Below are 19,481 nucleotides of genomic sequence, written 5' to 3' on the forward strand. Positions count from 1 at the left end.
CTCCCGGCCCGCCCCGCGGGGCCACAATGGGGCCATGCCCGAAGGAGACAGCGTCTGGCGGGCGGCCGCCCGGCTGCACACCGCCCTGTCCGGCCACGCGCTCACCCGCTGGGACCTGCGCGTCCCCCGCCTGGCCACCACCGACCTCACCGGGCGCACCACCCTGGAGGTCGTGCCCCGCGGCAAGCACCTCCTGGCCCGGTTCGAGGGCGGCCTCACCCTCCACACCCACCTGCGCATGGACGGCGCCTGGCACGTCTTCGCCGCCGGCCGGCCCTGGCACGGCGGCCCGGCCCACGAGATCCGGGCCGTGCTCGGCACCGCCGGCCACACCGCCGTCGGATACCGCCTCCCCGTCGTCGAACTGATCCGCACCTCCGACGAGGACCGGGCCGTCGGCCACCTCGGCCCCGACCCCCTCGGCCCCGACTGGGACCCGCCCCGGGCCGCCGCCAACCTGCTCGCCGCCCCGGAGCGGCCCCTCGGCGAGGCCCTGCTCGACCAGCGCAACCTGGCCGGCATCGGCAACGTGTACAAGGCCGAGCTCTGCTTCCTGGCCCGGGTCACCCCGTGGACCCCGGTCGGCGACCTCCCCGACCCCGCGACCACCACCGTTCGCCTCGCCGAGGCCGCCCGCCGCCTTCTCGCCGCCAACACCGGCGAGCACGGGGGCCGCAACACCACCGGCATTCACCGCCCCGGGCAGGAGCTGTTCGTCTACGGCCGCGCCCACCGCCCGTGCCTGCGCTGCGGTACCCCCGTCCGCGAGGCCCCGCAGGACGGGCGCCCCACCTACTGGTGCCCGCGCTGCCAATCCGGCCCCACCCCATAGTTGACGCCCCGTCAGCTCCGACCGTACGGTCCCGGCATGCCCTCACCCACCGCAGCGCCCCTGGCCGCGTACGACCTCACCGGACGCACCGCCCTCGTCACCGGCGCCGCGGGCGGCATCGGCCGGGCCACCGCCCTGCTCCTGGCCGCCGCGGGTGCGGCCGTGCACTGCGCCGACCGCGATCCCGCAGGCCTGGCCCGGACGGCCGAGCTCATCGTCCAGGCCGGCGGACGGGCCGTCGCCCACCCCCTCGACGTCACCGACCGCGCCGCGCTCAGGGCGGCCGTGGCCGCCGCGGGCCCGCTCGACACCGTCGCCGCGATCGCCGGGATCATGCACACCAGCAGCGTCCTGGACACGTCCGACGAGGACCTGGACCGCGTCCTGGACGTCAATTTCAAGGGGGTCTGGCGCACCTGCCAGGAGGCCGCCCGCGCCATGATCGCCGCCGGCCGCCCCGGCTCCCTGGTCACCATGGCCTCCGGCGCTGTCGACGCCGCCCGGCCCGGCCTGCTCTGCTACAGCGCCGCCAAGGCCGCGGTCGTCCAGCTCACCAGGACCCTCGCCACCGAGGCCGGCCCGCACGGCATCCGCGTCAACGCCGTTGCCCCCGGCTGGATCCGCACCCCCATGACCGCCCGTCACGGCCCCGAGGACCGGCAACGGACCGAGGCGGCGATGGTCCGGATGTCCCCGCTCGGCCGGGTCGGCGAACCCGAGGACATCGCCCGGGCCGTGCTCTACCTGGCCTCGGAACGCCTCCTCGTTCATGACGGGTCAGATCCTGCGTCCGAACGGCGGGGTGTCGATGCCCTGGTAGCCGCCCGGGAGGGCTCCGGCGCGCAGTGCACCGGCAACAGTCCCAGCCCCCAGCCGCCCACGGCCGCCGCCCCTTCCAGCGGACCTGACTCCTCGGGCACCAGCGCCAGCCGCAGCAGCGCCCAGCACCAGAGCACGCCCGCCGCCAGGACAAGCGGCACGAGTAATCGCCGCACGGCTGCCTCCCGGGATGTGGCCGCGATACGGGCTCGGACCATCCTCCCGCAAGCCCGCCGCCCCCGCACCCGGAACGGCCCGGAGCCCCGGCCGGTGCTCCTCGCACCGGCCGGGGCTCCGGCCACGCTCATGCCTTCCCGGCTCGCGCACTCGCGCTCATGCGGCTACGACGTTCACCGCTTCCGCAGGTGCCTTGATGGTCACCCGCTCCGGACCACCCGCGACCGAGGTCACGGAGACCGTACCGAGCATCGGGCGGACCGGCACCGTCACCGGTTCGCTCGCCGCGGCCGACTGCGCCAGTTCCGCCAGCGACAGTTCGTCGCTGACCTCGCGCATCAGCTCGGACATCCGTACGTCCAACGCGTCGCAGATCGCGGAGAGCAGCTCGGAGGACGCCTCCTTCTGCCCCCGCTCCACCTCGGAAAGATAGCCGAGAGAAACTCGGGCGGACGAGGAGACTTCGCGCAGAGTACGGCCCTGGCGCTGGCGCTGCCGACGCAGCACGTCACCCAGCAGGCGACGGAGCAGAATCATCGGTGGCTCCCTCCTCTGACCGTGTAGCCGCATCCTTCACGCCCCACCGTACCGCCTCGCGCCGCGGCCGTGCGGGGAGCGATGTCGTGTTCACTCAGGGCTGCAAACATCAAATCCCCCCGTTCTGTTCCGTATCCTGCCCCCGCACATTCTCGCGGAGTTCGCTGACGAGAAGTTCGAGCACTGTCCGTGCACTCTCCCTACGGATTTCCCCACGGGAGCCGTTCAACCTCAGTGCCACCGTTTTCTCGTCCGCCGGTCCGGCCACGGCGACGAAAACCGTGCCCACCGGCTGCCCGTCCTGCGGGTCCGGACCGGCCACCCCCGTGGTCGCAATCCCCCAAGAAGCCCCCAGTACACGCCGTACCCCCGCCGCCATCTGGATCGCGACCTGCGCGTTCACCGCGCCTTCGGCCGCCAGCAGCCCGGCGTCCACTCCCAGCACCCGGTGCTTCAGCTCGGTGGCGTACGCCGTGACCGACCCGCGGAACGACCGGGATGCACCGGGTACGGCCGTCAGCTCCGCGGCCACCATCCCCCCGGTCAGCGACTCCGCCACCGCAATCGTCTGCTCACTCTCCGCAAGCAGGCGCAGGGCCTCCGCCGCGGCAGCCCCTGTCCCGCCGCCCCCGGCGACGGCCTCCGCCCGGGCGCGCTCGGCGCTCCGGTCCCCTGCGGATCCCCCCACCGCTTCCGTCACCTCGCGGCCCGCTCCTCGGCCAGCCCCCTGCGCCGCAGCACCACGGCCTGGCGGACGTAGTCCAAACCGGTGACCACGGTCAGCAGAACCGCGGCCGCCATCACCCAGAAGCGCAGGGTCGCGAGCGGCCCGGTCAGCGCCAGCACGTACATGCCGACCGCCGTGCCCTGGAACAGGGTCTTCAGCTTCCCGCCCCGGCTGGCCGGAATCACCCCGTAGCGGATCACCCAGAACCGCATCAGCGTGATCCCGAGCTCGCGCCCGAGGATCACCCCGGTCACCAGCCAGGGCAGGTCCCCCAGCCAGGACAGACAGACCAAGGCCGACCCCATGATCGCCTTGTCGGCAATGGGGTCGGCGATCTTCCCGAAGTCCGTGACCAGGTTGTACGTACGGGCCAGGTGCCCGTCGAAGATGTCGGTGATCATGGCGACGGCGAACGCGGCCCAGGCCAGCGCCCGCCACACCGGGTCGTACCCGCCGTCGGCGAGGAGCAGGAGGACGAATCCCGGCACCAGGACGAGCCGGATCATCGTCAGGATGTTGGCGATGTTCCACAGGCTGGCCTGATCGACCGCCGCAGCGCCCAGCTTCGTGCCGGGAACGGGCCGGCGGCCGGTCCCGCCCGCCGCAGATGCCGGGACTCCTGTCATCCCGCCGCCTCCTCAAGGCCCAGGGGCTCGGCCACCAGGTCGACGCCCAGCGTGCCGACGACCTTCGCCGTCACCATGCGGCCGGGCACCAGGCCGGTGCTGTCGGTGAAGACGACCTGGCCGTCGGTCTCGGGGGCCTGGTGCGCGGCGCGGCCGTAGGCGCCGTCGCCGTCCTCGTCGACCGCCTCGACGGACTCCACGAGCACCTCGAGGGTCTCGCCGAGGCGCTCCTCGGCGCGCTGCGAGGTGAGCTCCTCGGCGAGCCGCTGCATGTGGGCGAGGCGCTCCGCGATCGTGTCCTCGTCGAGCTTGCGGTCGTACGTGACGGCCTCGGTGCCCTCCTCGTCGGAGTAGCCGAAGACGCCGATGGCGTCGAGCCGCGCGTGGCTCAGGAAGCGCTCCAGCTCGGCGAAGTCGGCCTCGGTCTCGCCGGGGAAGCCGACGATGAAGTTGGACCGGACGCCGGCCTGCGGGGCCTTGCCGCGGATGGTGTCCAGCAGCTCCAGGAAGCGGTCGGTGTCGCCGAAGCGGCGCATGGCGCGCAGCACGTCGGGGGCCGAGTGCTGGAAGGACAGGTCGAAGTACGGCGCGACCTTGGGGGTCGAGGTCAGTACGTCGATCAGGCCGGGCCGCATCTCGGCGGGCTGGAGGTAGCTGACGCGGATGCGCTCGATGCCGTCAACGTCCGCCAGCTCGGGCAGCAGCGTCTCCAGCAGGCGGATGTCGCCGAGGTCCTTGCCGTACGAGGTGTTGTTCTCGGAGACCAGCATGACCTCCTTGACGCCCTGCTCCGCGAGCCAGCGCGTCTCGCCCAGCACGTCGGAGGGGCGGCGGGAGATGAAGGAGCCGCGGAACGACGGGATGGCGCAGAAGGAGCATCGGCGGTCGCAGCCGGAGGCCAGCTTGACCGAGGCGACGGGGCTCTTGTCCAGGCGGCGGCGCAGCGGTGCGCGCGGCCCGGAGGCCGGGGCCACTCCGTCGGGCAGGTCGGCGGGGGCCTCGGCGGGCTCGGCGGCCGGCGCCTGGGCGTGGCCGGGCAGGGCCACGTCGGCCTGCTGGCGGTCGGCCGGGCTGATCGGGAGCAGCTTGCGGCGGTCGCGGGGGGTGTGGGAGGCGTGGACGCCTCCGCTGAGGATGGTCTGGAGGCGGTCGGAGATGTCGGCGTAGTCGTCGAAGCCGAGCACGCCGTCGGCCTCGGGAAGCGCCTCGGCGAGCTCCTTGCCGTAGCGCTCGGCCATGCAGCCGACGGCGACGACGGCCTGGGTGCGGCCGTGATCCTTGAGATCGTTGGCCTCCAGCAGGGCGTCTACGGAGTCCTTCTTCGCGGCTTCGACGAAGCCGCAGGTGTTGACGACGGCGACGTCCGCATCGGCGGCGTCCTCGACGAGCTCCCAGCCATCCGCCGCCAAGCGGCCTGCGAGCTCCTCCGAGTCCACCTCGTTACGGGCGCAGCCAAGAGTGACAAGGGCGACGGTACGGCGTTCGGGCATGGACTCAAGACTACTTTGTCCGAACGCCGCCCCCCGCCCCAAGTCCCCGTAAACCAAGATCCCCGGGGTGCGACACCGCGCCCCGGGGATCCGGAATTTTGCATTCTGCGCTGCTCAGCCCGCCTGGGCCGCCCCCGGACGGGGATCGTCCTTGGTGTATGTGAGACGTTCCACCTGACCCGACCGGAATTCTTCCTTGATCTCCTTGCCGTTCACGAACAGCGTCACGACCCCGGCGTCGCCGAGGACGAGGTCGATGGATTCCTTGTCGGTGAAGGTCTTGGACTCGCCCGGGGCCAGCGTCCCGTCGAAGAGCAGCCGGCCGCTGTGGTCCTTGGCCGAGATCCAGCTCTCGCCGTCGTTGGCCGTGATCGCGACCGTGACGAGGTCCTTGGGCGCGGCCGCGATGGCGCTGTCCGAGGGCTCCGGCTTCGGCGCGGCCGGGCTGGCCGGGACGGTCTGCCGGGGCTGCGCGGCCGGCTTGCCGGCGGACTGCTTGGGTGCCGGCTTCGGGGCCGCGGAGCCCTCCGCCAGCGGGCGGGAGTCCTTGGCGCCGCCGCCGCCGAAGGCGGTGAACCCGACGAAGCCGATCACGGCGACGATGGCGGCGACCATGGCGGCGGTCCAGTTGGGCCGCTGCCGCTCGGGGCGGATGCGCTCGGCCTCGAACATCGGCGCGGCCGGCGTGGGCGCCGGGCGGCCGCCGTGGGCCGCGTCGTACGCCTCGACCAGAGGTTCCGGATCGATGCGGACGGCGCGCGCGAGCGTGCGGATGTGGCCGCGGGCGTAGACGTCGCCGCCGCAGCGCGTGAAATCGTCGGCTTCGATCGCCTGCACGATCGGGATGCGCACGCGGGTGGTGGAACTGACCTCGTCGACGGTGAGCCCGGCGGCGGTCCGGGCCTTCTTCAGCGCCGTCCCGATGGACGGCTCCTCGGAAGTACGGTCAATGATGCGGTCCTCGGACCCGTCGCCGGTCGAAGCCCGCTCATCTTCGGGGGAGTTGGAGTTGCCGATGGACACGAGGGCGCCTTTCGAGCGTGTAGCCACCTGCTGGACGTCCAGTCTAGGGCGGTGGTGAAAGGGAGGGGCAACCGGAGGGGTGGAGTCCGTACGCCATCCGAATGGCGTTCCGACAGGCCGGCGGTGCAGCGGCGGGGCCGGCCCCGTGACGCGGCTTCGGGTGCGGCTCCGCCATCTCCCTCAACTAGACGTGGGCCCGGGGGAAACGGTTGCCCGCCGAATCATCACGGTTGGGCCTCCCCCCGGATGAGGGCGAGGGCTCCATCCAGCTCATCGGCCTTCACCAGCACGTCGCGCGCCTTCGAACCCTCGCTCGGGCCGACGATTCCCCGCGACTCCATGAGGTCCATGAGCCGGCCTGCCTTGGCGAAGCCCACCCGCAGCTTGCGCTGGAGCATCGAGGTCGAGCCGAACTGGGTGGAGACCACCAGCTCCGCCGCCTGGCACAGCAGGTCCAGGTCGTCGCCGATCTCCTCGTCGATCTCCCTCTTCTGCGCCTGACCGACGGTGACGTCCTCCCGGAAGACGGGCGCCATCTGGTCCTTGCAGTGCTGGACGACCTTGGCGACCTCCTCCTCGGTGACGAAGGCGCCTTGGAGGCGGACCGGCTTGTTGGCTCCCATCGGCAGGAACAGGCCGTCGCCCTTGCCGATGAGCTTCTCCGCGCCCGGCTGGTCGAGGATGACCCGGCTGTCGGCGAGCGAGGACGTGGCGAACGCGAGCCGCGAGGGCACGTTCGCCTTGATCAGCCCGGTGACCACGTCCACCGAGGGCCGCTGGGTGGCGAGCACGAGGTGGATGCCGGCCGCACGGGCGAGCTGCGTGATCCGGACGATGGAGTCCTCCACGTCCCGCGGGGCGACCATCATCAGGTCGGCGAGCTCGTCGACGATCACCAGCAGGTACGGGTACGGGCTGAGCTCCCGCTCGCTGCCCGGCGGCAGTTTGATCTTGCCGTCCCGGATGGCCCGGTTGAAGTCGTCGATGTGCCGGTAGCCGAAGGCCGCCAGGTCGTCGTAGCGCAGGTCCATCTCGCGGACGACCCACTGCAGGGCCTCGGCGGCCCGCTTGGGGTTGGTGATGATCGGGGTGATCAGGTGCGGGATGCCCTCGTACGCCGTCAGCTCCACCCGCTTGGGGTCCACGAGCACCATCCGGACGTCCTCGGGGGTGGCCCGGACCATGATCGAGGTGATCAGGCAGTTGATGCAGGACGACTTTCCGGAGCCGGTGGCGCCGGCGACCAGCACGTGCGGCATCTTGGCGAGGTTGGCCATGACGTAGCCGCCCTCGACGTCCTTGCCGAGGGCCACCAGCATCGGGTGGTCGTCCTCGGCGGAGTCCGCCAGCCGCAGGACGTCGCCCAGGTTCACCATCTCGCGGTCGGTGTTCGGGATCTCGATGCCGACCGCCGACTTGCCCGGGATCGGGCTGATGATCCGGACGTCCGGGCTGGCCACGGCGTACGCGATGTTCTTGGTCAGCGCGATGATCCGCTCGACCTTGACCGCCGCGCCGAGGGTGACCTCGTACCGGGTGACCGTCGGGCCGCGGGTGAAGCCGGTGACGTCAGCGTCGACCTTGAACTCCGTGAAGACGTTGCGCAGCGAGTCGACGACCGCGTCATTGGCGGCACTGCGCGTCTTGCCCGGGCCGCCGCGCTCCAGCAGGTCCAGCGAGGGCAGGGCGTACGTGATGTCCCCGCGCAGCTGGAGCTGCTCCGCACGCGGCGGCAGCGGCCGGTGCTCCGGCGCCGCCTTGGTCAGGTCCGGCACCGACAGGGTCCCCGAGGCAGCGGCGGTGGTGTCGTGCGGGGCCCCGGCCGGCTCGGCCGCGGCGGCGGAAGCGGCGGCGGCCGCGGAGGCCGCCGCCGGGGTGGTCCGGCGGTCGACGGGCGGGGCGGCGTCCGGGTCGGCGGCCGCGGGCCGCCCGGAGCGGGCCGGCGGCACCGGGGTGGTGGTCTCCGTACCCTCGTGCGTGCCGGAGATGCCCCGGGTGAGGTCGGCGACCAGCGGGGAGGGCGGCATCCCGCCCAGCACGACGCCCTCGAACGACGCGGCGGCGGCCGCGGCCACGTCGACGGCGTCCATCTCCCGCTCCTCGGCGGGCCGGACCGGGGTCCTGCGCGGCCGGCGCCTGCGGGCGAGCGCCTCCTCCTCGGCGGTGTCCACGGGGTCGGCGGCCCGGCCGCTGCGGGCCCGCCACTGCTCGGGGTCGTGCCGGCCCGGCCGGCCGACGGTGCCCTCCGGCCCGTATCCCGCGTCGTCGGCGTCCTCGGCGTACACCTCGTCGTACGCGTTCGGCTCGATGATCCCGAGCCGGATACCGAGCCGCCGCAGCCGCCGCGGGATGGCGTTGACCGGGGTCGCCGTGACCACGAGCAGCCCGAAGAGCGTGAGCAGCACCAGCATCGGCACGGCCAGCGGCGCGCCCATGGTGAAGATCAGCGGCTTGGACGCGGCCCAGCCGACGAGCCCGCCCGCGTTCTGCATGGCGGTGGTGCCCTCGTCCCGGCCGGGAGCCCCGCAGGCGATGTGCACGAGGCCGAGCACCCCGACGGCGAGCGCGGACAGGCCGATGCCGATGCGGCCGTTGGCGTCGGGCTGGTCGGGGTGGCGGATGAGACGTACCGCCATGATGCCGAGGATGATCGGCACGAGCAGGTTGAGACGGCCGACGGCCCCGGTGACCAGCATGGTGACCAGGTCCCCGACGGGACCGCTCAGGTCGGACCAGGTACCGGCGGCCACGATCAGCGCGAGGGCGAGCAGCAGCAGCGCGACGCCGTCCTTGCGGTGCGCGGGGTCGAGGTTCCTGGCCCCCCGTCCGATCCCGCGGAACACCGCGCCGACCGCGTGCGCGCAGCCCAGCCACAGGGCGCGCACCAGCCGCACCACGCCCCCGGTCGGGGAGGGCGCGGGTTTGGCCGGCGCCTTCCGGGCGGGAGGCCGCTTCGCCGCCGTCTTCTTGGCGGCGGGCCCCCGCGCGGGAGCCGCCTTCTTCGCCGGCGCCGCCGTACGGCCGGTACGGCCCTTCGCGGTGCCCGCGTTGCTCTGGGAACCCTTGCCGGACGTACGTGAGGCCATGGGGCCGAGGTTACCGGTGCGCGCGCCGGTGGACACGCGTGCCCACCTCTTCACCCGTTCGTGTCGGCCGCACCTTCGGCTGCTTGACGCACCGCCAGACCTGACACTCCGCCAGACGGGCCCGGACAGGGGCCCGCAGGCGGTCCGACCGGGTCTGCCCGGTCCTGCGCGGGGTGGCCGGCTCTGCTCAGTTCTGCGCGGGCAGCACCGGCGCAGCCCCGCCGGCTCCGGGCTCCAGCGCGTCCAGCGCCCGCCGCAGTCCGGTGAGCTTGCGCTCCAGATGGGCGGCAGTGGCCACGACCGCCGGATCGGCGGCCTCCTCGCCGAGCTGCTTCGACAGGGCCTCGGCCTGCTCCTCGACGGCCGCCAGCCGCGCGGAGAGCTCGGCCAGCAGCCCGGCCGTCTCCTTGGTGGTGTCGCCGCCCACACCGCCGCCCTCCAGCTGGAGGCGCAGCAGCGCGGCCTGCTCCCGCAGCTTGCAGTTCTTGGTGTACAGCTCCACGAACACCGAGACCTTGGCCCGCAGCACCCACGGGTCGAAGGGCTTGGAGATGTAGTCCACCGCGCCCGCCGCATAACCCCGGAAGGTGTGGTGCGGACCGTGGTTGATCGCGGTGAGGAAGATGATCGGGATGTCCCTGGTCCGCTCCCGCCGCTTGATGTGCGCGGCCGTCTCGAAGCCGTCCATCCCGGGCATCTGCACATCCAGCAGGATGACCGCGAAATCGTCCGTCAGCAGCGCCTTGAGCGCTTCCTCCCCCGACGACGCCCGGACCAGTGTCTGATCGAGCGCGGAGAGGATGGCCTCCAACGCCAGCAGATTCTCCGGCCGGTCGTCGACCAGGAGGATCTTGGCCTTCTGCACCATGCCCTGTCCTCCTCGCCCCGGCATGGGGCCTCCCCGGCTCCTGGCACCGGCCTGTACGCCGGGCCCCGCCCCAGAGGACGGCATCCTTGCGCCGCCCGTCCTTGTGCCGGTCATCGTAGCCCCAGTCCCGAGATCGCCACACCCTGTCACCGAGATGTCACTGTGCACGAAGCGGAAACGGTGCGGGAGAGCTTAAGGTTCCCCGTCCCGCACTCTCCCACACCCGTTTCGCCACAGTCGGTCAGCAATTGGCACCGGAACGGTCGGCAGCCGGTCACTCGGCGCGCATCCACTGCTCCATCACCGAGAGAAGGTAGTCCGGGTCGACCGGCTTGGTGACGTAATCGGACGCACCGGAGTCGATCGCCTTCTCCCGGTCCCCCTTCATCGCCTTCGCCGTCAGCGCGATGATCGGCAGCCCCGCGAACTGCGGCATCCGCCGGACCGCCGCCGTCGTCGCGTACCCGTCCATCTCCGGCATCATGATGTCCATCAGCACGACCGCCACGTCGTCGTGCTGCTCCAGCACCTCGATGCCCTCCCGGCCGTTCTCCGCGTACAGCACCGCCAGCCCGTGCTGCTCCAGCACGCTGGTCAGCGCGAAGACGTTGCGCACGTCGTCGTCCACGATGAGCACCCGCTCGCCGTGGAAGTCGTAGGTGCGCGGCACCGCCGGAAGCTGCTCCTCCGGACTGCCCCAGCCGTCCTCCGGACCCACCGCGTTCGGCTGCCCCGGCACCGCCGCGCGCGGCTCCGGCTCGACCGGCGCCTTGCGGCGGCGCCGGAACAGCGCGGCGCCGCCGCCCTGCGCCGGTCCGGCCTGCCCGGCGCCCGGATGCCCGGGCCGCGCCGCATGCGGCCGCGGCTGCTGCACCTGGCCCTGCAGGCCCTGCACCACCGGCGCGTGCACCACGGTCGGCGCCGCCAGGGCGGCCACCGGCGCCGGCGCCATCGGCAGCGCCGGCACCACGCCGTCGGCCGGCCGGTGGTAGCCGTCCGCCCGGCCGCCGCCCGGCTGCGGCGACGCGTAGCCCTGCGGCGGCAGCTCGCTCGGGTGCAGCGGCAGGTACAGCGTGAAGGTGGACCCGCGGCCCGGCTCGCTGGCCGCGTGGATCTCCCCGCCCAGCAGCCGGGCGATCTCCCGGCTGATGGACAGCCCGAGCCCCGTGCCGCCGTACTTCCGGCTCGTCGTCCCGTCCGCCTGCTTGAACGCCTCGAAGATCACCAGCATCTTGCTCGCCGCGATCCCGATGCCGGTGTCCGTCACCGAGAACGCGATCAGGTCCGCATCCGCGTCCCGCAGCGAACCCGCCTCCAGCAGCTGCTCGCGGATCGCCGCCGGCACATCGGCCCCGGCCGGGCGGATCACCAGCTCCACCGCACCCGTGTCGGTGAACTTCACCGCGTTCGACAGAAGGTTCCGCAGCACCTGCAGCAGCCGCTGCTCGTCGGTGTGCAGGGTGGCCGGCAGCTCCGGGGACACCCGTACCGAGAAGTCCAGGCCCTTCTCCGCGGTCAGCGGCCGGAAGGTGGCCTCCACGTAGTCGACCAGCTGCACCAACGCGATCCGCGTCGGCGAGACGTCCATCTTCCCTGCCTCGACCTTCGACAGGTCCAGGATGTCGTTGATCAGCTGCAGCAGGTCCGAGCCGGCCCCGTGGATGGTCTCGGCGAACTCCACCTGCTTGGGCGACAGGTTCTCGTCCGCGTTGTCGGCGAGCAGCTTGGCCAGGATCAGCAGCGAGTTCAGCGGGGTGCGCAACTCGTGCGACATGTTCGCCAGGAACTCGCTCTTGTAGCGCATCGAGACCGCCAGTTGCTCGGCACGCTCCTCCAGGACCTGCCGGGCCTCCTCGATCTCGGTGTTCTTCACCTCGATGTCCCGGTTCTGCTGGGCCAGCAGCTCCGCCTTCTCCTCCAGCTCCGCATTGGCCGCCTGGAGCGCCTTCTGCCGGTTCTCCAACTCGTCGGAGCGCTCGCGCAGCTGCTCGGTCATCTCCTGCGACTGCTTGAGCAGCATCTCCGTCTTGGAGTTGACGCTGATGGTGTTGACGCTCGTGCCGATCATCTCGGCGATCTGGCTGAGGAAGTCCTTCCGGATCTGCGTGAACGGCTGGAAGGACGCCAGCTCGATGACCCCGAGCACCTTCCCCTCGAACAGCACCGGCAGCACGATCACCTGCGCCGGCGGTGCCTCCCCGAGCCCCGAGGAGATCTTCAGATAGCCCGGCGGGGTGTCCTCGACCAGGATCGTCCGCTTCTCCTCCGCGACGGTCCCGATGAGCCCCTCCCCCGGCCGGAACATGGTCGGCATCCGGCCGCCCGCGTACCCGTAACTCCCGCGCATCCGCAGCTCGTACGAGCGGTCGGGGACCCCGTCCGTCCCGATCTCGGTGATGCCGCCGGACGGCACCGCCAGGAAGAACGCCCCGTGCTGCGCCGAGACGACCGGCGTCAGCTCGCTCATGATCAGCGAGGCCACGTCGTCCAGGTCCCGGCGGCCCTGCATCAGCGCCGAGATCCGGGCCAGGTTGCTCTTGAGCCAGTCCTGCTCCTTGTTCGCCAGGGTGGTGTCGCGCAGGTTCGCGATCATCGTGTTGATGTTGTCCTGGAGGACCTGGATCTCGCCCGCCGCGTCCACGTCGATCTTCAGGTTGAGATCGCCGCGGGTCACCGCCGTCGCCACCGCGGCGATCGCGCGCACCTGCCGGGTCAGGTTCCCGGCCATCTCGTTCACCGACTCGGTGAGGTCGCGCCACGTGCCGTCGACGTCCCGCACCCGGGCCTGGCCGCCCAGGATGCCCTCGGTGCCCACCTCGCGGGCCACCCGCGTGACCTGGTCGGCGAAGGACGACAGCTGGTCGACCATCGTGTTGATCGTGGTCTTCAGCTCCAGGATCTCGCCACGCGCATCGATGTCGATCTTCTTGGTCATGTCGCCCTTGGCGATGGCCGTCGTCACCATGGCGATCTGCCGCACCTGGCCGGTCAGGTTGGACGCCATGAAGTTCACCGAGTCGGTGAGGTCCTTCCACGTCCCGGACACGCCCGGCACATGGGCCTGGCCCCCCAGCCGGCCCTCCGTGCCCACCTCGCGGGCCACCCGCGTCACCTCGTCCGCGAACGAGGACAGCGTCTTCACCATCGTGTTGACCGTGTCGGCGAGCTGCGCGACCTCGCCGCGCGCCTCCACCGTCACCTTCTTGGTCAGGTCGCCGTTGGCGACCGCCGCGGAGACCTGGGAGATGTTGCGCACCTGCGACGTCAGGTTGTTCGCCATCAGGTTGACGTTGTCGGTGAGGTCCTTCCAGATGCCGGTCACGCCGCGCACCCGGGCCTGACCGCCGAGGATGCCCTCGGAACCCACCTCGCGGGCCACCCGCGTCACCTGCTCCGCGAACGACGACAGCTGGTCGACCATCGTGTTGACGGTCGTGACCAGCTCCAGGATCTCGCCCTTGGCGTCCACGGTGATCTTCTTGGACAGGTCGCCCGTCGCGACCGCGGTGGTCACCTCGGCGATGTTGCGCACCTGCGAGGTGAGGTTGTTCGCCATGAAGTTGACGGACTGCGTGAGGTCCTTCCAGGTGCCGGAGACCCCCTTCACCTCCGCCTGCCCGCCCAGGATCCCCTCGGTGCCCACCTCACGGGCCACCCGGGTCACCTGCTCCGCGAAGTTCGACAGCTGGTCGACCATCGTGTTGAGGGTGTTCTTCAGCTCCAGGATCTCGCCCCGGGCGTCCACGTCGATCTTCTGCGACAGGTCGCCGCGCGCCACCGCCGTCGCGACCTGCGCGATGTTGCGGACCTGCGAGGTCAGGTTCCCGGCCATGCCGTTCACCGAGTCCGTGAGGTCGCGCCACACGCCGGCCACGCCCGGCACCTGCGCCTGGCCGCCGAGCCGGCCCTCCGTACCCACGTCCCGGGCCACCCGGGTCACCTGCTCCGCGAAGGCCGACAGCTGGTCGACCATCGTGTTGATGGTGTTCTTCAGCTCCAGGATCTCGCCGCGCGCATCCACGTCGATCTTCTGCGACAGGTCGCCGCGCGCCACCGCCGTCGTCACCTGGGCGATCTGGCGCACCTGGGAGGTCAGGTTCCCGGCCATGAAGTTGACCGAGTCGGTGAGTTCCTTCCAGGTACCGGACACCCCCTCCACACGCGCCTGGCCGCCGAGCCGGCCCTCCGTACCCACGTCCCGCGCCATCCGCGTGACCTGGTCGGCGAACGAGGACAGCTGGTCCACCATCGTGTTCACGGTGTTCTTCAGCTGGAGCATCTCGCCGGAGACGTCCACGGTGACCTTCTGCGACAGGTCGCCGTTGGCCACCGCCGTCGTCACCTGCGCGATGTTGCGGACCTGTCCCGTCAGGTTGCGGAAGGCGGTGTTCACCGAGTCCGTGAGGTCCTTCCACGTCCCCGCCGCCCCCGGCACCTGCGCCTGACCGCCCAACTCGCCCTCGACGCCCACCTCGCGGGCCACACGGGTCACTTCCGAGCCGAAGGACTGCAGCTGGTCCACCATCGTGTTGACGGTGTTCTTCAGCTCCAGCATCTCGCCGGCCACGTCGACGGTGACCTTCTGCGACAGGTCGCCGTTGGCCACCGCCGTCGTCACCTGCGCGATGTCGCGCACCTGCGTGGTCAGATTGCGGAAGACCGTGTTCACCGAGTCGGTGAGGTCCTTCCACGTCCCCGCCGCGCCGGGCACCTGCGCCTGACCGCCCAGCAGGCCCTTGGCGCCGACCTCGCTGGCCACACGGGTGACCTCGTCCGCGAACGTCCGCAGCGTCTCGGTCATCTGATTGATCGTTTCGGCCAGCTGCGCCACCTCGCCGCGCGCGCTGACCCGCACCTTCTGCGACAGGTCGCCGTTCGCGACGGCCGTCGTGACCTGCGCGATCCCCCGCACCTGGGCCGTCAGGTTGCCCGCCATCGTGTTGACGGAGTCGGTCAGGTCCTTCCACACGCCCGCGACCCCGGGCACCTTCGCCTGGCCCCCGAGTTCGCCCTCGGTACCCACCTCGCGGGCGACCCTCGTCACCTCCGAGGAGAACGACGACAGCTGGTCCACCATCGTGTTGACGGTGTTCTTCAGCTGGAGCATCTCGCCGGCCACGTGCACCGTGACCTTGCGCGACAGATCGCCCTTGGCCACCGCGGTGGTCACCAGCGCGATATCACGCACCTGAGCGGTGAGCCGGTACGCCATGGTGTTGACGGAGTCGGTCAGATCCTTCCACGAACCCGACATTCCACGCACTTGGGCCTGACCGCCGAGCTTCCCCTCGGTGCCCACCTCCAGCGCCACACGCGTCACTTCGTCCGTGAACGCGGACAACTGGTCCACCAGGTTGTTGACGGTGCGCCCGACCTTCAGGAACTCCCCGCGCAGCGGATGCCCCGTCCCGTCGGCCGACAGCGTCCGCAGGTCCATCCGCTGGTCCAGGTCGCCCTCCGCGACCGCGGACAGCACCCGGCCCACCTCGGACACCGGCCGGGCGAGATCGTCCACCAGCTGGTTCGAGGCGTCGATCGCGGCCGCCCAGGAGCCCTCGCAGGCGCCCGTCTCCAGCCGTTCGCTCAGCTTCCCCTCGCGGCCCACCATCCGCCGGACCCGGGACAGCTCCCCCGTCAGGTGCAGGTTGCGGTCGGCGACCTCGTTGTAGGCGGCGGCGATCTCCGCCATCACCCCGTCGCCCGACACCGTCAACCGCTTGCGGAAGTTCCCGTCCCGCATCGACACCAGAGCCGTGAGCAGCCGGTTCAGCGCGGCGGTATCGACCTCCGTCGTTCCGCCCCGGCGCGGACGCCCGCCCTTCGAGCGCGTACCCGTACGCCGCACCGCTGCGCCAGACTCCACCGTGTCCCTCCCGAAAGCGTCGACCCTGTTCCACCGGCACCGGCGAGTCACCCGCCCGGCTACCCGATCCTGCCCAGTGTTTCACCCCGGCTGAACCAGGCCATAACACTTCGGCACCATCGCACACCGCCTGCACCCCGCGGGTGGAATCCCCGACGACGGCACCATGACGGGCGCGAAGGTAAGTAACCTGGCATCCGATGTACCACCGCGTCGAAGGAGACTTGTGATCACGGCTCGGGCGGCTGCCAGCTTCGACCCCCAAGGGCGCTCGGTCGCCGCCGCCCGGGCGTTCGTCCGCGACACCCTGCAGGGCTGGGGCTTCGCCGACATCGTCGACGACGCCGTGGTGCTCACCAGCGAACTCGTCACGAACGCCGTGGTCCACGCCGGCACCCGGGCCGAGGTCCTCTGCCTGCGCACCGAGGACGGCGTACGCGTCGAGGTCGCCGACCGCTACCCCGAGCGCGGACTCCCGCTGGGGTACCCCGGCGAGCGCCCGTACGCCGACCCCGACCGCGAGAACGGCCGCGGCCTCATGCTCTGCGCCGCCCTCGCCACCCGCTGGGGCGTCGAGTACACGGCCGCGCACAAGCACGTGTGGTTCCGTCTCGACCTGCCGGACCGCCCGGTGGGCACCCGCTCCGCCGGGCCCGTCGTCCCCGACCGCCTGCTGCCCCTCGCCGACAGCCGCGTCCGTGTCGCCGTCGTCCAGATCGACGCCGCGGACTGCGTCTGCGCCTGGAACGAGGACGCCGAGCACATCTTCGGCCACCCCGCCGGGAAGGCCCTCGGCCGCCCGCTCGCCGAGCTCGCCGCCTGGCCGCAGACCCCCGGCACCGGCACCGGGATCGCCGAGGCCCTGCGCCTGTCGCGCTGGGAGGGCAGCTACGGCATCCGCGGCTCCGACGGCCGCGTCATCCCCGTGTACGCCTCCCACTTGCGGGTCCGCGATGCGCACGGCGAGCCGTCCACCGTCTGCCTCCTGGTCCACGACGACGAGCGCGCCCTCCTGCAGACCCCTGTCCGGACACCGGCCGCCGACGGTCTCCCGCCGTCCGAGGCCCGCCCCGTGGACCCCTTCGAGGTGTTCATCGGCTCCCCCGCGCCCGACGACCTCGACAGCCTCCTCCAGCGGACCGTCGAACGCGCCCGCGACATGCTCGACGCCGATGCCGCCTTCCTGCTGCTCGCCACCGATGACGAGACGGAACTGGAGGTCCGCGCCGCCACCGGACTGGCCTCCACCCGCCAGCGGTTCGCCCGCGTCCCCGTCGAGTCCGGCACCAACCGCTACGGCTCGGCCCGCATGCCCGCGGTCCACGAGGACCTGACCGCCGTCCCGGGGGCCGTCCCCCTGCTGGACGCCACCGGCATGCGCTCGGTGGTCACGGTCCCCCTCAAGGTCGAGGGCCGCCTCACCGGCTCCCTCGGAGTGGCCGCCGAGATCCCGGGCCGCTACTCCAACGCGGAGGCGCTGCGCCTGCAGTTCGCCGCCGACCGGATCGCCCTGGCCGTCGAATCGGCCCGCCTCGGCGAGTTGGAGCGGCTGCGCCGCGGCTCCCTCTCCTTCCTCGTGGAGGCCTCCGACCTGCTCGCCGGCACCCTCGACCGGGACCAGACCCTGGCGCTCATGGCCCAGATGACCGTGCCGACGCTGGCCACCTGGTGCGCCGTGTACACGATCGCCGACGAGTCGTCCGACCCGTACCTCTCGTACGTGCTGCACGAGGACGAGGAGCGCATCGACGGCCTCAAAGCGCTCCTCTCCCGGGTGAGCCCGCCCGAGCCGGTCCGAGAGGCCGGCGCCCGCACGTGGCAGGAGGCGTCCTCCGCCGTCGGCGGCGAGACCGTGGTCCTCCCCCTGCTGGCCCGTAACCGGGTGATCGGCATGCTCACCCTCGGCAGGCCCTCCGAGGAGCACTTCCGCCAGGAGATCCTCGAACTCGCCGAGGACCTCTCGCGCCGGGCCGCCCTCGCCCTGGACAACGCGCGCCTGTACTCCGAGCGCACCGCGATCAGCCGCTCCCTGCAGCGCAGCCTGCTCCCGCCCGGCTCTCCCGCGATCCCCGGCATGGAGGTCGAGGTGATCTACCGGGCCGCGGGCGAGGGCAACGAGGTGGGCGGTGACTTCTACGACGTCTTCCCGATCCGCGACGGCGCGTACGGCTTCGCGATCGGCGATGTGTGCGGCACCGGCCCCGAGGCCGCCGCCGTCACCGGCCTGGCCAGGCACGCCCTGCGGCTCCTGGCCCGCGAGGGCCTCGGCGGCCCGGCGGTGCTGGAGCGCCTCAACGCGGCCATCCTCGACGAGGGCGCCCGCAGCCGCTTCCTCACCCTCCTGTACGGCGAGCTCCACCCCCGGCAGGACGGCGGCGCACTGATGAAGGTCGTCTGCGCCGGCCACCCGCTCCCGCTGCGCCTGCGCCCGGACGGCCGGGTGGTGCCCGCCGCGGACCCGCAGCCCCTGCTGGGCGTCCTGGAGGACCTGGACCTGTACGAGCAGACGCTCACCCTCGAACCGGGCGACGTCCTGCTGTGCGTCACCGACGGGGTGACGGAGCGCCGGGAGGGAAGCCGCATGCTCGGCGACGACGGCCTGACGGAGGTCCTGACGGGCTGCACCGGCCTGACCGCCGGCGCGGTCGCGGCCAGGGTCCTGCGCGCAGTGGAGCGCTTCGCGGCCGAGCCCGCCTCGGACGACATGGCCATCCTCGCCTTCCGCGTCCCGGAACAGCGCACAGGAGACTGACCACTGCGCTGGTGTGCCGGGCCGTGACTTCTGTTCTGGCCGGCCCGGTGGCCGTGTTCGGTACTCTCGTCGGCTCGTTGACCACCGGCCTTTCCCCACGCCGCTCGGCGGGACGCGCGACGGCGGGGGCCCGTGCGGAGCGGCTGCGCGAGGGGCGCTTCCCTGTGCGAGGCCCGGTTGGACAGCGCCCGCTTGGGCGTTGCCGCGGAAGCCGCCGCGTTCCGTCTCCGCCTGCTCGCGGACGATCAGGGCCTGCGCCGGTTGACCGAGGCGGCCGGCCAAAACAAAAAAGGCCCCCGCCTGATGGCGGGGGCCTTTTTGATAGAGCCCTTTAACGGAATCGAACCGTTGACCTTCTCCTTACCATGGAGACGCTCTACCGACTGAGCTAAAAGGGCGGGTTGTTCGGCGGCGTCCTACTCTCCCACAGGGTCCCCCCTGCAGTACCATCGGCGCTGAAAGGCTTAGCTTCCGGGTTCGGAATGTAACCGGGCGTTTCCCTAACGCTATGACCACCGAAACACTATGAAGTTGAACTCAAGCCGGCAAGGCGAGTTCGTTGCTTCAGAACTAACACAGTGGACGCGAGCAACTGAGGACAAGCCCTCGGCCTATTAGTACCAGTCAGCTCCACCCGTTACCGGGCTTCCACATCTGGCCTATCAACCCAGTCGTCTACTG

The 19,481-nt window shown here is 71.7% G+C and carries 10 protein-coding genes, 1 tRNA gene, 2 rRNA genes and 1 pseudogene; 3 read left to right on the forward strand and 11 right to left on the reverse strand.

Features of this window, described 5'->3' with window-relative positions; genetic code table 11:
- Nucleotides 1-34: 34 nt before the first annotated feature.
- Together HYE82_RS20155 and HYE82_RS20160 are read left to right on the forward strand one after the other, a co-directional pair.
- A complete protein-coding gene (locus tag HYE82_RS20155; protein ID WP_179175510.1) occupies nucleotides 35-832 on the forward strand; it encodes an Fpg/Nei family DNA glycosylase in 798 nt (265 codons plus the stop codon).
- Nucleotides 833-868: 36 nt separating this feature from the next.
- Nucleotides 869-1,652, forward strand: a pseudogene (locus HYE82_RS20160) (SDR family NAD(P)-dependent oxidoreductase).
- Between the two features lie 332 nt (nucleotides 1,653-1,984).
- On the opposite strand, the gene HYE82_RS20165 reads toward HYE82_RS20160, so the two are convergent.
- The 8 genes from HYE82_RS20165 to HYE82_RS20200 form a co-directional block, all read right to left on the reverse strand.
- On the reverse strand, nucleotides 1,985-2,365 hold the full coding sequence (locus HYE82_RS20165; protein WP_179175511.1) for a helix-turn-helix domain-containing protein: 381 nt from the start codon (nucleotides 2,363-2,365) through the stop codon (nucleotides 1,985-1,987).
- A gap of 109 nt (nucleotides 2,366-2,474) precedes the next feature.
- On the reverse strand, nucleotides 2,475-2,960 hold the full coding sequence (locus tag HYE82_RS20170; RefSeq protein WP_218782839.1) for a CinA family protein: 486 nt from the start codon (nucleotides 2,958-2,960) through the stop codon (nucleotides 2,475-2,477).
- Nucleotides 2,961-3,061: 101 nt separating this feature from the next.
- Nucleotides 3,062-3,718, reverse strand: coding sequence for a CDP-diacylglycerol--glycerol-3-phosphate 3-phosphatidyltransferase (gene pgsA / locus HYE82_RS20175; RefSeq protein ID WP_179175512.1), 657 nt, complete (start codon nucleotides 3,716-3,718; stop codon nucleotides 3,062-3,064).
- Nucleotides 3,715-5,208, reverse strand: a complete 1,494-nt coding sequence (gene rimO, locus HYE82_RS20180; RefSeq protein ID WP_179175513.1) for a 30S ribosomal protein S12 methylthiotransferase RimO — start codon at nucleotides 5,206-5,208, stop codon at nucleotides 3,715-3,717. Before rimO ends, pgsA begins: the two co-directional genes overlap by 4 nt.
- Nucleotides 5,209-5,322: 114 nt before the next feature.
- A complete protein-coding gene (locus HYE82_RS20185; protein WP_179175519.1) occupies nucleotides 5,323-6,231 on the reverse strand; it encodes a helix-turn-helix domain-containing protein in 909 nt (302 codons plus the stop codon).
- Between the two features lie 224 nt (nucleotides 6,232-6,455).
- Nucleotides 6,456-9,317: a DNA translocase FtsK gene (locus HYE82_RS20190; protein WP_179175514.1), complete on the reverse strand. Its 2,862-nt coding sequence runs from the start codon at nucleotides 9,315-9,317 to the stop codon at nucleotides 6,456-6,458.
- 187 nt (nucleotides 9,318-9,504) lie between these two features.
- A complete protein-coding gene (locus HYE82_RS20195; protein WP_179175515.1) occupies nucleotides 9,505-10,185 on the reverse strand; it encodes a two-component system response regulator in 681 nt (226 codons plus the stop codon).
- A 274-nt stretch (nucleotides 10,186-10,459) separates the two neighbouring features.
- Entirely contained in the window at nucleotides 10,460-16,048 is a 5,589-nt protein-coding gene (locus HYE82_RS20200; protein ID WP_179175516.1) for a HAMP domain-containing protein, read from the reverse strand.
- Nucleotides 16,049-16,214: 166 nt separating this feature from the next.
- On the opposite strand from HYE82_RS20200, the gene HYE82_RS20205 reads away from it, so the two are divergent.
- Complete coding sequence (locus HYE82_RS20205; protein WP_218782838.1) at nucleotides 16,215-18,800, forward strand: SpoIIE family protein phosphatase; 2,586 nt, start codon at nucleotides 16,215-16,217, stop codon at nucleotides 18,798-18,800.
- A 325-nt stretch (nucleotides 18,801-19,125) separates the two neighbouring features.
- On the opposite strand, the gene HYE82_RS20210 is transcribed toward HYE82_RS20205, so the two are convergent.
- The 3 genes from HYE82_RS20210 to HYE82_RS20220 all read right to left on the reverse strand — a co-directional run.
- Nucleotides 19,126-19,198: transfer RNA gene (locus HYE82_RS20210), tRNA-Thr, on the reverse strand.
- A gap of 5 nt (nucleotides 19,199-19,203) precedes the next feature.
- Nucleotides 19,204-19,320 (reverse strand): 5S ribosomal RNA (gene rrf, locus HYE82_RS20215).
- 74 nt (nucleotides 19,321-19,394) lie between these two features.
- Nucleotides 19,395-19,481: ribosomal RNA gene (locus tag HYE82_RS20220) — 23S ribosomal RNA — on the reverse strand; the annotation flags it as partial.

This window comes from Streptomyces sp. BR123 (assembly GCF_013401435.1).
Classification (GTDB): Bacteria; Actinomycetota; Actinomycetes; order Streptomycetales; family Streptomycetaceae; genus Streptomyces.

Coding starts and splice junctions, on each gene's coding strand:
- HYE82_RS20155 (WP_179175510.1), top strand. CDS start 35: ATGCCCGAAGGAGACAGCGTCTGGCGGGCGGCCGCCCGGCTGCACACC.
- HYE82_RS20165 (WP_179175511.1), bottom strand. CDS start 2,365: ATGATTCTGCTCCGTCGCCTGCTGGGTGACGTGCTGCGTCGGCAGCGC.
- pgsA (WP_179175512.1), bottom strand. CDS start 3,718: ATGACAGGAGTCCCGGCATCTGCGGCGGGCGGGACCGGCCGCCGGCCC.
- rimO (WP_179175513.1), bottom strand. CDS start 5,208: ATGCCCGAACGCCGTACCGTCGCCCTTGTCACTCTTGGCTGCGCCCGT.
- HYE82_RS20190 (WP_179175514.1), bottom strand. CDS start 9,317: ATGGCCTCACGTACGTCCGGCAAGGGTTCCCAGAGCAACGCGGGCACC.
- HYE82_RS20195 (WP_179175515.1), bottom strand. CDS start 10,185: ATGGTGCAGAAGGCCAAGATCCTCCTGGTCGACGACCGGCCGGAGAAT.
- HYE82_RS20205 (WP_218782838.1), top strand. CDS start 16,215: ATGACGGGCGCGAAGGTAAGTAACCTGGCATCCGATGTACCACCGCGT.